14 protein-coding genes are annotated in these 14848 nt (G+C 65.0%); 10 read left to right on the top strand and 4 right to left on the bottom strand.

What is annotated here, in order from left to right:
- Positions 1–221: 221 nt before the first annotated feature.
- Genes WCL10_RS02390 through WCL10_RS02355 form a run of 8 tightly spaced genes read left to right on the top strand, consistent with a single transcriptional unit; the run spans position 222 to position 7922 of the window.
- Positions 222–1649 (top strand): OB-fold domain-containing protein, encoded by a 1428-nt coding sequence (locus WCL10_RS02390; RefSeq protein WP_336894021.1) that lies wholly within the window; start codon positions 222–224, stop codon positions 1647–1649.
- On the top strand, positions 1649–2848 hold the full coding sequence (locus tag WCL10_RS02385) for an acetyl-CoA acetyltransferase (protein WP_336894020.1): 1200 nt from the start codon (positions 1649–1651) through the stop codon (positions 2846–2848). Before WCL10_RS02390 ends, WCL10_RS02385 begins: the two co-directional genes overlap by 1 nt.
- 14 nt (positions 2849–2862) lie before the next feature.
- Entirely contained in the window at positions 2863–3315 is a 453-nt protein-coding gene (locus WCL10_RS02380; RefSeq protein ID WP_336894019.1) for a MaoC family dehydratase, read from the top strand.
- Positions 3312–4187, top strand: coding sequence for a CoA ester lyase (locus tag WCL10_RS02375; RefSeq protein ID WP_336894018.1), 876 nt, complete (start codon positions 3312–3314; stop codon positions 4185–4187). Before WCL10_RS02380 ends, WCL10_RS02375 begins: the two co-directional genes overlap by 4 nt.
- The gene (locus tag WCL10_RS02370) at positions 4184–5362 is read left to right on the top strand and encodes an acyl-CoA dehydrogenase family protein (protein ID WP_336894017.1); all 1179 of its coding nucleotides are present in this window, start codon (positions 4184–4186) and stop codon (positions 5360–5362) included. The genes WCL10_RS02375 and WCL10_RS02370 overlap by 4 nt, the downstream gene beginning before the upstream one ends.
- A 10-nt stretch (positions 5363–5372) precedes the next feature.
- Positions 5373–6287: an SDR family NAD(P)-dependent oxidoreductase gene (locus tag WCL10_RS02365; RefSeq protein WP_336894016.1), complete on the top strand. Its 915-nt coding sequence runs from the start codon at positions 5373–5375 to the stop codon at positions 6285–6287.
- Positions 6284–6787 carry a hypothetical protein gene (locus tag WCL10_RS02360; protein ID WP_336894015.1) on the top strand — a complete coding sequence of 168 codons (504 nt, stop codon included), beginning with the start codon at positions 6284–6286 and terminating at the stop codon, positions 6785–6787. Before WCL10_RS02365 ends, WCL10_RS02360 begins: the two co-directional genes overlap by 4 nt.
- A gap of 19 nt (positions 6788–6806) precedes the next feature.
- A complete protein-coding gene (locus tag WCL10_RS02355; protein ID WP_336894014.1) occupies positions 6807–7922 on the top strand; it encodes an alkene reductase in 1116 nt (371 codons plus the stop codon).
- A 10-nt stretch (positions 7923–7932) separates the two neighbouring features.
- Here WCL10_RS02355 and WCL10_RS02350 read toward each other — a convergent pair whose 3' ends face one another.
- The 4 genes from WCL10_RS02350 to WCL10_RS02335 all read right to left on the bottom strand — a co-directional run bounded on the left by WCL10_RS02350 (position 7933) and on the right by WCL10_RS02335 (position 12892).
- Positions 7933–9492 (bottom strand): long-chain-fatty-acid--CoA ligase, encoded by a 1560-nt coding sequence (locus tag WCL10_RS02350; protein ID WP_336894013.1) that lies wholly within the window; start codon positions 9490–9492, stop codon positions 7933–7935.
- Positions 9493–9501: 9 nt separating this feature from the next.
- Entirely contained in the window at positions 9502–10602 is a 1101-nt protein-coding gene (locus WCL10_RS02345; protein WP_336894012.1) for an NAD(P)-dependent alcohol dehydrogenase, read from the bottom strand.
- A 528-nt stretch (positions 10603–11130) separates the two neighbouring features.
- Positions 11131–11664, bottom strand: coding sequence for a MarR family transcriptional regulator (locus tag WCL10_RS02340; RefSeq protein WP_336894011.1), 534 nt, complete (start codon positions 11662–11664; stop codon positions 11131–11133).
- Positions 11654–12892 carry an MFS transporter gene (locus tag WCL10_RS02335; RefSeq protein WP_336894010.1) on the bottom strand — a complete coding sequence of 413 codons (1239 nt, stop codon included), beginning with the start codon at positions 12890–12892 and terminating at the stop codon, positions 11654–11656. Before WCL10_RS02335 ends, WCL10_RS02340 begins: the two co-directional genes overlap by 11 nt.
- 198 nt (positions 12893–13090) lie before the next feature.
- Here WCL10_RS02335 and WCL10_RS02330 point away from each other — a divergent pair, with 198 nt between their 5' ends.
- Both WCL10_RS02330 and WCL10_RS02325 read left to right on the top strand, forming a co-directional pair.
- Positions 13091–13855 carry an SDR family oxidoreductase gene (locus WCL10_RS02330; RefSeq protein ID WP_336894009.1) on the top strand — a complete coding sequence of 255 codons (765 nt, stop codon included), beginning with the start codon at positions 13091–13093 and terminating at the stop codon, positions 13853–13855.
- A gap of 1 nt (position 13856) precedes the next feature.
- On the top strand, positions 13857–14846 hold the full coding sequence (locus WCL10_RS02325) for an amidohydrolase family protein (RefSeq protein WP_336894008.1): 990 nt from the start codon (positions 13857–13859) through the stop codon (positions 14844–14846).
- Positions 14847–14848 lie beyond the last annotated feature (2 nt).

Here is a 14848-nt window from a genome sequence, read left to right as displayed (position 1 = left end):
GCCTTTCGGGCAGGGCGAGGACTTGGCGAAGGGATTGGAAAGCTTCAGACTGCACTGCATGGCGAGAGGCGGATCGGCCTTCAGAATTCAAGCTCCCTTGGCGCTTGCCAGATAACGTGAACATGTTTACTAGATGATTCGATGCTGTCAAGCTCGTCTCTAGGATTTCCTGCCGTTCGCATGATAATCCGGATGATAGTAAACGCGTTGTCGGAGGGTGCATGACGTCAGGAATAACGGCTATTGGCGGCTATCTTCCTGAGTTACGACTCGACCGCAAAGCGGCCGCACGCGAGCTGGCGTGGTCCGGCCTGCCGATGCCGCGCTCGGGTACTCGCGCTGTCGCCGATTGGGATGAGGATGCTCTCACCATGGCGGTCGAAGCGGCGCGCCCGCTTTGCGGCGAGAGCGCGCCCGAAGCTCTCCGGTTTGCCTCGACATCGGCCTACTTTACCGATCGTGCGCAGAGCGTCATTGCGCTCGATGCACTCGCGCTACCGCGCACGGTGCGCACGAGCGATGTCGCCAATTCGCGGCGGGCGGCGACGTCGGCGCTGCTCGATGCTATTCTCGCCGCGCGCGACGAGATCGTCACGGCAGGGGAGTTGCGCCCGACCCAGCCGGGCAGCGCAGCGCAGCTTGGGTTCGGTGATGGCGCGGCCGCCGTGCGTACCGGTCCCGGCGCCCCCGCGCGCCTGGCCGGCCATGCCAGCCTGTCGCATGATCTCGTCGATCGCTACGCCTCGCGCGACCATCCCTTTTCCTACCCCTATGAAGAGCGCTTCGTGCGCGATGTTGCGGTGGCGGAGGTGCTGGTCCCGGTGATCCGCGCGGCCTGCGCGGCGGCGGGCATTGCGCCTGCACAGTTGGCCCATGCCGCGGTGAATGAGCCGGTCGGGGCAACCTGGCGCGCGGCGGCCAAAGCGCTCGGCTGCAAGGCTCCCAATCATTGTGAAGCGGTTTCTGATTTGGCCGGCGATCTTGGCGCCGCGCATGCCCTGTTTGGGCTGGGTCTAGCGTTCAATTCGGCCAAGGCTGGCGATTTCGTGTTGCTGCTGGGCTTCGGCAGTGGCGCCGATGCCGTGGTCTTTGAAGTGACCGGCCCGGTGCCGGGAGCTAGTGCCATGGAGGCGGCCCTGCGCGAGGGCCAGGTACTCGCAAGCTACTCGCGTTTCCTCAGCCTCACCGGATCGGTCGAGCTCGATTGGGGCATGCGCGCCGAATTCGAGCAGAAGGCGCAGGCCACCGTGCTCGAGCGCGTGGGGCGCGACATGATCGGCTTCATCGGCGGGCGCGACAGCACCGGCAATGTGCAGTTCCCCAAGAGCGCGTTCCCGGTCAATCCGGCGCTCGCCGAGGTCGAGACCTTGGAGGACGTGCGGCTGGCCGATCTCGAAGCCACGATCGTTTCTGTCACCGCCGACCGGCTCAATTTCAGCCCCGATCCGCCGTTCGACTTCGGACTCGTCCAGTTCGACAATGGCGCCCGCGTGCTGATGGAAATGGTCAACCGCCCCGCGGAAGGTTTCCGCGTCGGTGACCGGGTGCGGATGCGGCTGCGGATCAAGTCCCAGAACCGCCGCCTCGGCTTTCGCACCTACTTCTGGAAAGCCGCCCCGCTGGCGCGGCCCATGCTTGGAGACGCCTGATGGCCACCGGAATTCGCGACAAGGTCGCCATTGTCGGCATGGGCTGCACGCGCTTCGGCGAGCGTTGGGATGTGGGCGCGGATGGCCTGATGGTCGAAGCCTTTGCCGAAGCGCTCGCAGATGCCGGAATCGAGCGCGCCCGCATTGAAGCAGCGTGGGTCGGCAATGCGCTCGATGACATCAACGTCGGCAACAGCGCGTTGCCTGCCGCCCATGCCTTGCGGCTCGACAAGGTGCCAGTCACGCGCGTGGAGAACATGTGTGCCACGGGGACCGAAGCCCTGCGCGGCGCGGCTTATGCGGTCGCGTCTGGCGCGGTCGACATTGCGCTCGCCATCGGTGTCGAGAAACTCAAAGACACGGGCTACGGCGGTTTGCCGCTGCGCACCAAGGGCATGCAGAACGACTTGTGGATGCCCTATGGTTCGGCACCGGGCACATTCGCGCAGCTTGCGGGCGCATATGCTGCGCGCCATGGCATTGCGGCGGGCGATCTGAAGCGCGCGATGGCGCACGTCTCGTGGAAGAGCCACCAGAACGGCGCGCTCTCGCCCAAGGCGCATCTGCGCGGCGCGGTCGATATGGAGAAGATCCTCGGCGCCCCGATGATCGCCGATCCGCTGGGCCTGTTCGACTGCTGCGGCGTTTCAGACGGTGCGGCGGCGGCCATCGTCACCACGCCGGAAATTGCCCGTGCGCTAGGCAAGGCTGATCCGGTCACGATCAAGGCAATCCAGCTTTCGGCCAGCAATGGCTGGGAGATGCAGTTCGGCGCGTGGGACGGCGCGTCGGTGCCCAACACCCGCGCCGCCGCCGCGCGCGCCTATGCCGAAGCCGGTATCCGCGATCCGCGCGCCGAACTCGACATGACCGAGGTCCACGACTGCTTCTCGATCACCGAGCTGGTGATCATGGAGGATCTGGGTCTTTCGGACGAAGGCCGCGCGCCGGTCGACATTCTCGACGGACGCTATGATGCGGGCGGGGCGGTCCCCTGCCAGCTTGATGGCGGGCTCAAATGCTTCGGCCATCCGGTCGGCGCCTCGGGGCTGCGTATGGCCTATGAGGTCTACACCCAGCTGCAAGGCCGGGCGGGCGATCGCCAGCGGAGCAAGGTCGATTTCGGGCTGACGCACAATCTGGGCGGATCGCCGTTCAACAGCGTGGCCGCTATCGCGATCCTTGGCCGACTGAACTGAGAGGGATTGGGAAGATGGCAGGCCTTTGGTTCGATGAATTCACGGTGGGGCAGGTGTTCCGCCACGAAGTGCGCAAGACCGTGCTGGACTACGAGAACAGCCTGTTCTCCTCGCTCACCTACAACCCGGCGCAGATCCATATCGATCACGCCTATTGTGAGGGCACCGAGTTCGGCCAGCCGCTGATGAACTCGATCTTCACGCTGGGGCTGGTGATCGGCCTCAGCGTGCAGGACACCACGATGGGCACCACGGTGGGCAATCTCGGCATGACCGACACGACCTTCCCCAAGCCGGTCTTCTCGGGCGATACGCTGCGCGCCGAAACGAAAGTGCTGGAACTGCGCGAAAGCAAGTCGCGGCCCACGCAGGGCATCGTTACGTTCGAGCACGTTGGCCTCAACCAGCGCGACGAAGTCGTGTGCCGCACCGTGCGCAACGCGCTTATGATGAAGAAGCCGACATGAGGCTGCGCTCGCTTCTGTTCGTGCCGGGTGACAGCGAGAGAAAGTTCGCCAAGGGCCGCTCTGCGGGCGCGGATGTGCTGATCCTAGATCTGGAAGATGCCGTCGCGCCTTCGATGAAGGTTGCCGCGCGCGCCATGGTGGCGGGCTGGTTGGGTGAGGCGGATGCGGTCGAGGCGAGTCTGTTCGTGCGGGTCAATCCGCTGGATACCGGCCTGACCGCGAACGATCTGGCCGCCGTGGTGCGTCCGGGCCTCGCGGGCATTCTCGTGCCCAAGGCCAACGGCGCGCAGGACGTGGCCACGATTGCCGGGATGATCGATCCGCTTGAAGCTGCTGCCGGCATGGCAGCGGGCAGCGTGAAGATGATGGTCGTCGCCACCGAAACCCCGCAGGCGATGTTCGCTCTGGGCAGCTATACCCCGCCGCATCCGCGTCTGGTCGGCCTCACATGGGGCGCGGAAGACCTTGCCGCCGCTATAGGCGCCACTGCCAACAAGGAAGCGGACGGCCAGTGGACCGAACCCTACCGCTTCGCCCGCTCGCTTTGCCTCTTCGCGGCGGCCTCCGCCGGTGTGGTGCCGGTCGATACGCTCTATGCCGATTTCCGCGACGCTGAAGGGCTCGAGGCCGATTGCCGCCGCGCGCGCCGCGACGGTTTCCTTGGCCGCATCGCGATTCATCCCGATCAGGTCGAGACGATCAACCGCTGCTTCACCCCCTCGGAGGAGGAAGTCGCGCATGCCCGCCGGATCGTGGATGCCTTCGCCGCCAATCCGGATGCCGGCACGCTCGGGATCGACGGCAAGATGTTTGACATCCCGCACCTCAAGGCCGCGTTGAAGACGCTCGCCGCTGTCGGAGAATCCGAATGACCCAAACCCGCCCGCTTCCCACCGAGGAAGACCTTCAGGCCATCCGCGAAGGTGTCCGCGCTGCCTGCTCGCCGTTCGATGACGAATACTGGCTCGCGCGCGATGATGACGGCCGGTTCCCAAGGGAATTTCACCGCGCCATGGCCGATGGCGGCTGGCTCGGCATTACCATGCCCGAGGAGTTCGGCGGCTCCGGCCTTGGCGTGACCGAGGCGATGACGATGATGAGCGAGGTTGCAGCTTGCGGCGGCGGGTTCGCAGCGGCTTCGACCATTCACATCAACTTGTTCGGCCCGCATCCCATCGTGGTAAAGGGCACGCCCGAGCAGAAGGCGCGCTGGGTTCCGCGCCTTGTCTCGGGCGAGGACCAATGCTGCTTCGGGTTTACAGAGCCAGACGCCGGGCTCAACACCACCCGCATCAAGACCTTCGCGGAGAAGGTGCCGGGTGGCTATGTCGTCCATGGGCAGAAGGTCTGGACCTCGACCGCGCAGGTCGCGAACAAGATCATGCTGCTCACCCGGACGACCAAGTTCGAGGATTGCGCGCGGCCGACCGACGGCATTACGATCTTCTACACCGATCTCGACCGCTCGAAGATCGATGTGCGCCTGATCAACAAGATGGGCCGCAAGGCGGTTGATTCGAACGCGATCTTCATCGACGGGCTGTTCATTCCCGAAGAAGACCGCATCGGCGAGGAAGGGAAGGGCTTTGGCTATATCCTTCACAGCCTCAATCCCGAGCGTATCCTGATCGGGGCGGAAGCGATCGGCATCGGCCGCGATGCGCTGGCGCGGGCCACTCAGTATGCCAAGGACCGCGTGGTGTTCGACCGGCCCATCGGCATGAACCAGGGCATCCAGCACCCGCTCGCGGAAAAGTGGATGTACCTCGAAAGCGCGTGGCTTATGGTCGAGAAGGCCGCGCGGCTTTACGACAGTGGCCTGCCTTGTGGGGCCGAGGCCAATGCCGCCAAGTTCCTTGCTGCGCGCGCCTGCCACGATGCGGCCTGGCAGGCCGTCGCGACGCACGGCGGGTTTGGGTACGCCAAGGAATACCATGTCGAGCGGCTCTACCGCGAGTCGGCGCTGACCCGTCTCGCCCCGATCACCGAACAGCTGATCATGAGCTTCATTGCCGAGAAAGTGCTCGGCCTTCCCAAGAGCTATTGAGGAACGTCCCATGGGAATGATGCAAGGCAAGGCGGTGCTCGTCACCGGTGCGGGCCGGGGTGTGGGCCGCGGGATCGCGCTCGCGCTGGCCGAGGCAGGCGCTTCGGTTGTCGTCAACGATCTCGGCGTCGCGCTGAGCGGGGAGGGGCAGGACGAGGGCTCCCCTGCTGAGCAGGTGGCCGAGGAAATCCGTAGCGCTGGCGGCAAGGCCTTCGCAAACCACGACAGCGTGGCGGAATGGGACGGCGCTTGCCGGATGGTCAAGGCTGCGGTCGATACGTTCGGGCGGATCGACGGCGTGGTCAACAACGCGGGCAACTTGCGCGATGTCTACTTCCACAAGATGAGCCCGGAAGATTTCCGCGCCGTCATCGACGTGCACCTCATGGGCAGCTTCCACACCAGCCGCGCCGCCGCGCCGTTCTTCAAGGAGCAGGGCAGCGGGGCTTATGTTCATATGACCTCGACCAGCGGGCTTATCGGCAACTTCGGGCAGGCGAATTATTCGGCGGCCAAGCTCGGGATCGTCGGGCTTTCGAAGTCGATCGCGCTCGACATGCAGCGTTTTGGCGTGCGCTCGAACGCGGTTGCGCCGTTCGCGTGGACGCGGATGATCGACTCCATTCCGACCGACACGCCCGAACAGCAAAAGCGCGTGGAAGGCCTCAAGAAGCTCGATGCGAACAAGATCGGCCCGCTTTGCGTCGCGCTGTGCAGCGATGCGGCAGCCAAGGTCACGGGGCAGATCTTCGGCGTGCGCAACAACGAGATCTTCCTGTTCTCGCAGCCGCGCCCGATGCGCGCCGCGCACACCGCGGAAGGCTGGACACCCGAGGCGATCGCCGAGCGGGTCTTCCCTCAGTTCGCCAATGATTTCTATGCGCTGCACCGCTCGGCCGATGTGTTCAGCTGGGACCCCGTGTGATCGATCCCGCCGCCATTCTTGCCTATGATTTCGGGCAGCCGGCGCAGGCCTATTCCCCGCGCGATGCGATTCTCCATGCGCTGGGCGTAGGGCTGGGCGGCGATCCCATCGATACCGCTGACCTGGCGTTTCTGGACGAGCAGGCCTTGTCGGTCTTGCCGACCTTTGCGGTAATGCTGTGCACGCCCGGCATGTGGATCCGTGACCCCGCGCATGGTGTCGATTTCGGCAAGCTGGTGCATGCGGCGCAACCTGCCGAGTTCCTCGCACCTCTACCATTCGAGGCCTGTGCTTGCGGCGAAGCGCAAGTCATCTCGCTGACCGACCGGGGTGAGGGCAAAGGCGCGGTGCCGGTGCTCGAACGGCGGATTTTCGATGCGGCCAGTGGCGAGCTGGAATTTCAGATCTGGCGGGGAGCGGGCGCAGCCGCACGCTTCGCGGCCTACGTCGGGACCCGCAAGTTGCTCGATCAAGGCGAGATCGCATGGAGAGATGCATGATTGACGGCGGACTGATCCGATGAGCCTTGATGCGTTGTTCCAGCCGCTCCAGCTTGGCCGGCTGACTTTGCCCAACCGGGTGATCATGGCCCCGCTCACCCGTGCGCGCGCCACACCCGGCAATGTGCCGACTGCACTGATGGCGCAGTACTATGCGCAGCGCGCAGACTGCGGGCTGATCGTCTCCGAAGCGACTGCTATCGATCCGCTGGGGATGGGCTGGTACCGGGTGCCCGGCCTTTGGACGTCAGAAATGGTTGAAGGCTGGGCGCAGGTGACTGGCGCGGTTCACGCCGCGGGCGGGCGAATCTTTGCTCAGCTTTGGCATATGGGCAGGCTCGTGCTGCCCGACTACATCGGCGGCACGCAGCCTCTGGGCCCTTCGGAGATCGCGGGGGAGGGGCAAACCTTCGCGCCGCCACCACCAGACTATCAGGGCGGTTTTCTGCCGATGAAGGCCTATGTCGTCCCGCGCGAAATGACCCATGCAGATATCGCCCACGCCGTTGAGGCCTATGGCAAGGGTGCCGCCAATGCGCTGCAGGCCGGCTTCGACGGCGTGGAGATCCATGCCGCCAATGGCTATCTCATCGACCAGTTCCTGCAATCCAACGCCAACCATCGCACCGATGCGTATGGCGGTGATCTGGCCGGCCGCACGCGCCTGCTGCGTGAAGTTCTGGAAGCCGTCACGGCAGCCGCGGGTCCAGACCGGGTCGGCATCCGCATCAGCCCGACCAGCGCGCGCAAGGGCATGGGCGACGAGAATCCCGATGCACTGGCTGATGCGGTCGCGGCCTTGGCGCAGACGTATTGCATCGCGTACATCCACCTGATCGAACCGATCGCCTCGGGCTTCATGGAGCGTCCCGAAAATCCGGTGGTCGCGCGGATCCGGGCAATCTTCCGGGGTGTCGTGATCCAGAACGGCAGCTTCGACGGGCCCGCAGCCGATGCTTGCATCGCGGTGGGCAAGGCTGATGCGGTCTCGTTCGGGCGGCCCTATATCGCCAATCCTGATCTTGCCGCGCGCATGCGCGCCGGGCATCCAATGGCGGCGGCCGATATGGACTATGCCTATGTTGGCGATGCCCGGGGCTACACCGACTATCCGGTCTTTGCCGATGCACCCTAGCGCCTGAGCGTCAGCCGACCTGGCGCGAGGCGCCTTCCCAATAAGGCGCGCGCAGGTCCTTCTTCGAGACCTTGCCCGATGGCACCAGCGGGAAGCTCTCCATGAATGTCACCCGCTTGGGCACTTTGTAGCCCGCCAGCAGCGTGCGGGCGTATGCGATCAGCCCGGCTTCATCGAGCCCGCCATCGGCCTTGCGGATCACGCAGGCCATGACCGCTTCACCCCACCGCGGATCGGGCACGCCGATCACCGCGACTTGCGCCACCTCAGGATGAGTCGAAAGCGCGTTCTCCACTTCAGCGCAGTAGATGTTCTCACCGCCCGAGACGATCATGTCCTTAACCCGGTCGACGATGTAATAGAGCCCCTCGGCATCGCGACGCGCCACATCGCCCGTGCGGTACCAGCCATTCTGCAGCACTTTGGCGGTGGCATCCTCTTGCTTCCAGTACCCGGCGGTGATGGCCGGCGCACGCGCGATCAGCTCGCCCGGCGCGCCTTCAGGCACGTCGTTGCCTGCAGCATCAACGATGCGAAGTTCGATCAGCGGAAGGGGGCGGCCGCAGCTTTGCAGTTTCGCCTCGTCTTCCAGATCATGCTCGCCTGGCCTCAAGATTGTGAACGCCCCGCAGGCTTCGGTCGCGCCATAGAACTGCATGAACTGGCAGGGCATCTGCGCGATGGCGCGCCGTATCAGGCCCAGCGAGATCGCCGAACCCGCATAGAGCACCAGCCGCAGCGACGAGAAATCGGTTTCGTTCGCGCTCGGATGATCGAGCAGCATCTGGATCATTGTCGGCGTCAGGGTCAACAGCGTCGGGCGGTCGCGGTGGATCGCCTCGCACACCGCTCCGGGATCGAACTGGCGCACAATTGAAACTGCGACACCGTTGTAGAGGCACTGGAACGCGATGCCGATCGAGAGAAGGTGAAAATTGGGTAACGGGTTTATGAATATGTCGCCGTTATGCCATTGGTAGGCCGGCTCGAGATGCTCGCACAGCCGCATGCGGTTGAATCCGCCGTGGCTCAGCATCACGCCTTTGGGTTTGCCTGTGGTGCCCGAGGTGTAGAGCTGCACGGCGATGTCTTCCTCGCTGATGAACAGGTCGGGCCTCGTCCCGTCTTCGCCGGCATAGCGGCGCTCCAGCGTGTCCTCACCGTCGAACCAGACCGTCTCGATCATCGCACCGGATGCCGCGAGCGACGCATTCCAAAGCTCCTCCAAGGCGCGTTCGACAAACACGATCCGTGCTTCGCTGTCTTCCAGCAGTTGCCCCAGTTCGTTTGCCGCGAGGCGCCAGTTGAAGGGAATGAAAGCTGCCCGCGTGCGTGCCGTGGCGGTGAGCGCGAAGTAAAAATCGGCGCTGTTGAGGCCAAGGAATCCGATCCGGTCGCCCGGCCCCACTCCCTGCGCCAGCAGGCCTTTCGCTAACCGGTTGGAAACCGCATCGTACTCGGCATAGGAGATTGTTCGATCACCATCAACCAGCGCGCGTCGCTCGGGCGTGATGCGCGCATGGTATTCGATGAATTCGCCCAGCGTCCTGACTTCGGGGTAGAGCCACATGGCCGCGCCTCAATCAACGAGGAGCACGGCCTTGACGCACTTGCCGTGGTGGGCGTCGTCGATGGCCTCGTTGATCTGGTCCAGGCGATAGGTCTTGATGAACGTCTCGATCGGCAGCCGCCCCGCCTTGTGGTGCGCGATCAGTTCGGGGAGGAACACGGCCGGTTCGGAATCGCCCTCGATGATACCGCGCACTGTGCCGCCCTGCGTGATGAACTGCACGACCGGCACCGGCAACGCGGCATCGAGCGAGCCCGGCACGCCGAGCAGCCCGATGCGACCGCGATTGGCAATCATGTTCACGCTTTGCACGACGACCGGCATGTAGCCGCTGGTGTCGATCACCATGTCCGCGCCTTCGGGAATGATGCCTCGCACTGCGGTGGCCATATCGCCCAGCCCGTCGAGCACATGGGTCGCGCCGAGCTGCAACGCCAGCGCGCGGCGGCCCTCCTGCGGCTCGATCACGATGATCGTGGCGCACTCAGCGATCCGCCCACCCAGCACAGCAGAGAGGCCGACTGCGCCAGCGCCGAGTACGACAAGCGCTTCGCCAGCCTTTGCGCCGAGCGACCGCAGGACGCCTCCCGCGCCGGTCTGGATGCCGCAGCCTAACGGCGCGAGTACCGCGAGGTCGGCGTCGTCATCCACCTTCAGCACGTTGCGTTCGTTCGCGATGGCGAGCGAGGCGAACGATGACTGGCCAAAGAAGTTGTCGGAGATGGGCTGACCCTCGCGGGTGACGCGGGTCGATCCGTCGCCGCGCGCGGCGATCATGTTGAGCGGCACGAAGTTGCTGCAATAGGCCGGCTCATGGCGCCCGCACGGCTTGCATGCGCCGCAGGAATTGAAGGTTAGCAGCACCTTGTCGCCCGGCTTGACGCTGGTAACGCCTTCGCCGACCGCATCAACTATGCCCGCGCCCTCATGGCCGAGAATGGCGGGGAATTGCAGCCCCATCGCGCCGGACGCGACGACAAGATCGGTATGGCAGATACCTGCAGCCTTGATTGCAACGCGCACTTCGCCGGCCTGCGGTTGTGCGACTTCGACAGCCTCGATCGAGAATGGGCCGTTGGGCTGGTTGAGAACGGCAGCGGTTGCGTTCATGGCTTCAGGTCCTTGTCATCTTTGCGGTTTCGGATCCAATTGCGGAGGTGCGAGCGGCAGAGATAGGCGAGCCACGCTGCACACGTTGACGGCGCTTGGAGTTCGGCCATTCAACGGGGCGTTCCCATGGTTCCTTTAGCCTCTGTTCGAGACAAGCCTGCATCGTCCACCCACCTTGCGCGTACTCGCTGACTCGCATTTCGCACGCCTTACAGTTTTCGATATCACAATCAGTAAACAAGTGTACAGTAAGTTCTTTGGCACAGCTGAAACACCCTGCTCGCATGCGGGAGCCAGGACGTGATCGGGCTCATCAATGCCGATCAGGCGCGCAACACCGGGATCTGCCGGAATCGGGTCTGGCTACTGACTTCGACGGGCATTGCGCATGATCTTCCGGTCGATCAGGCGATGCTGAAGCGGCTTGATCTCGCTCATGCTGAAACGTGTCATCGCCATATACCTGAGTATGCTGGCAGAAGCGTCGACAGAGCCGCCGTTCGTGGCGGCAATCCTCCTCGAGTAGAACTAGCTCTCAGGCCTCGCGTTCCTGCGGCGCGGGCCGGCGGTGGACTGACGCGCTTCGTACATGGCCTCGAGCGCGGCATCGGCTCGCTTCAGGGCCGCCCGGACGATCGGCAGGTCGTCCTCTCCGATCGCAGATACAAGCTCGGCGACCACTTCCCGGCTGAGCGCGTTCGAACGCCTTGCCACTTCGATTCCTTGCGGAGTCAGCCGGGCGATGACGATGCGCGAATCCTCCGATCCGACTTCCCTTGTCAGGTAGCCGAGCCCTTCGAGGCGCTTCAGCTGGTGCGAGATCGTTGATTGCGGCAGCGCCATGACCTTGACGATCTCGCCGGCCGTCAGTTCGCCGCGTTCGGCGAGCAGCACGATCATCCGCGATGTGACAAGATCGACGCCGGCTTCCTGGAACCAGGGGTTCGAGATGCGGGCCATGTGCGCGCCCACGCGGTGCACGAGGAACGAGATGCGCTCTGCCAGAGGAGGCAGGGCGCTCGCCTCGTCATGCGGTTGCTGGTCAACTCGGTCAGTCGGCATCGCTGTGCGAACCCTTGGCGCTCGGTCCTGAAATACTGGGATAAGGTCCCAGCAGGAGCAATGTTATGCCCGCTACGGCAAACAGTGCCGCCGAGGACACGAAACTGGCCGTGTAATCACCTGAAACCTCGCGCAAGCGGGAGAACATCGCCGGTGCGGTGGCGCTTCCGACGGCGAGGCAGGCATAGAGGAGCCCATAGAGCTTCGAGAAGCGGGCACGGCCGAAGTAGCGCGCGGTGAGGAAAGCAAGGAGATCGAGCTCCGCACCGGCGGCGAGGCCGAGCGCAAGGCAGCACAGGGTGAGATTCAGGCTGTCTGTAGCGCGGACCAGGACCAGGCAGGCCACGGCCGGGATGAGCAGGATCACGCAGCCGACCGCCGGTGCCCAGTAGCGGTCGATCAGGATGCCGATGAGTACGCGCCCCGGGATCATCGCGAGGCCCACTGTGCCGGCAATCACGGCGGCCCGCGCCGGCGAAAGGCCTCTGTCGGTGAAGGCCGGAACCAGGCTGGTGAGCACGCCCGAGACCGCGAGATACCCAGACAGGATCGATATCGCGAGAACCACGAAGCGCAGGCTGAGCACGGCGCTGCGAATGGAAACCGTGGGCTGCGCGGGCGCAAGGGACGGACGGACAGGTTCGGACGGGAGCCATAACCACGCCACCGGCAGCGAGAGTACGAGGGGAAGCATGGCCACTGCGGCAAGCGCGACGTGCCAGTTCGTGCGTTCGATCAGCATCGTGATCAGCAAGGGAAGCAGGATTGCCGACAGGGCCGTGCCGACAAGGGCCAGGCCCAGTGCAGCGCCGCGCGCGTGATCGAAGCGCGAGGTCACCACTTTCGACCAGACCACCGGGTTGGTTCCCGCACCCAGCAGCGCGGTCAGGGCGAAACCGAGGTAGAACACCAAGGTCGAGCCGGCCATCGCGGCGATCATCATGCCCAATGCTACGCCTGCGAAGCCCGGCAAGGCGACCCGGCGAACGCCAAAGTGATCGACCAGCCAGCCCGTGACCGGTGCTGTCAGCGCGCCGAGCCCGGAGCTGAAGGCGATTGCGAACTGGATGTCGGTGCGTGACCACCCGGTTTCCAGCGCGATCGGTTTGGTGAGTGCGCCGATGCTGTAATAGGGCAAGGCAATGGCGCTCGCCGCGATGCCGAGTGCGCAAGCGACCAGAATGCGCCAGCCGGACCTGAGTTCGGCGATGGCGGCGGGCGTCATCATTGGGCGGTAACTCCGACGCGTCCGATCACCCCGGGGCAGGCTCCGGCAACAGGACCGCCTCATGCGGTAATGTATCGATTTCGATGCTTCACAAGGCATGGCCGCCGTGTCAAGTGACGGGAAGGCAAGACCGCCGGTCGCTCAGGGGTGTGTTCCGGGGCACGGCGGCAGCACGTGGCGGCAAGGAGCCTGAGGCGGATGGATCTCGGATTGAAGGACAAGGTGGTGCTGGTGACCGCGGGGAGTCAGGGCATCGGCCTTGCGACCGCGCAGGGGTATCACCGCGAGGGCGCGCGGGTCGCGATCTGCGCCCGCAATGCCGACAAGCTCGCCGCCGCCGCCGCTACGATGCCCGGCTGCCTCGCGCTGCAGGCGGACGTTTCCGACGCGGATCAGATCGAGGCGATGACCCGCGAGGTAGCGGCCAAGCTGGGGGCGATCGACGTGCTGGTGGTCAATGCCGGCGGGCCGCCGCCCGGGCTGTTCGAGGATCTCGACGATGCTGCCTGGCTCAATGCGACCAACCTCACGCTGATGTCGGCTGTGCGCATGACCCGCGCGGTCCTGCCTGCGATGCGCGAGCGGCGCTGGGGCCGAATCGTCATCATCTCCTCCGTCGGTGTGAAGCAGCCGGTGCCGAACCTTACCTTGTCGAACAGCGTGCGCATGGCCGTGCTCGGCTGGGCGAAGACGCTGGCGCAGCAGGTGGCGGGGGACAACGTGCTCGTCAACACCGTCTGCCCGGGCTTCACGCGGACCGCCCGGATCGAGCAGATCCTCGGACCCGCCGGGGATGGGCCGAGCCCGGCCGAAGCCGCTATGGCCGCGCAAATCCCGCTCGGCCGCATTGCCGAGGCGGAGGAGATCGCGGGCCTTGCCGTGTTCCTTGGTTCCGAGGTCGCGAGCTACATGACCGGCACCGCCATTGCGGTCGATGGCGGCGCCGCGCGGGGATACGCCTGAGATGAGTATCGCCACCGCCCGCATCATCGATATCCACGCCCACGCCGTGATCGAGGAGACCTTCGGAACGGCCGGAAAGTTCGGGCCGGAACTCTACGACGACGCGGGCGTGCCGGTGTTTCGCATCGGGGACTATCGGCTGCGCGGCGTGCGTTATCGCGGGAGCGCGTTCATGGACCCGGATATCCGGATCGCCGCGATGGACCGTATCGGCATCGACTGGCAATTGCTCTCGCCCAACCCGCTGACCTATTTCCACTTCATCCCGGCAGCGGAAGCGGTCGCCTTCTGCCGGACTCACAACAATGCGCTGGCTGCCCAGGTCGCGCGCTATCCGGATAGGCTTGGCGCGGCGGCAGCCCTGCCCATGCAGGATGTCGATGCGGCCATTGCAGAACTGCGCCGGGCGGTGAACGACCTCGGCTTCCGCGCGGCCTACATCGGATCGGACATGCCGCATGGCTTGTCCGATCCGGTGATGGACGGGTTCTACGAAGCCGTGGCGGCGCTCGATGTCCCGCTGTTTATCCATCCGGCCTCGGCGGGCATCGATGGTCCTCCCGGGCCGGCCGCCTTCGGGAAGTTCGAACTCGACATCACCCTCGGCTTCGCGATGCAGGAGACGGCGGCGCTCGCCACGCTCGTGTTCGGCGGCGTGCTCCATCGCCACTCCGATCTCGATGTGTGCATCAGCCATGGCGGCGGGGCGCTGGCGCTGGTGTGGGGGCGTTTGCGCCATGCCGCCCACAAGCGGCAGTGGGTGCCCGAGCACCTTCGCGAAGAAGGTCAGTTCGAGAACGCGCTGCGCCGCATATGGTACGACATCCATATGCACGATGACCTCTCGCTCGATCTGCTGATCGAGCGCGTCGGCAGGGATCGCCTTGTCTATGGGACGAACTTTGCCGGTTGGGATGCGCCGCAGCACGCCGATACGCACGGCATGGAAACCTTGCTGGCCGACAACGCGCGCCGCCTACTGCGCGCCTGACC

The sequence above is a fragment of the Novosphingobium sp. genome (assembly GCF_037133355.1).
Classification (GTDB): domain Bacteria; phylum Pseudomonadota; class Alphaproteobacteria; order Sphingomonadales; family Sphingomonadaceae; genus Novosphingobium.
This window is presented reverse-complemented; position numbering and strand designations above follow the sequence as displayed.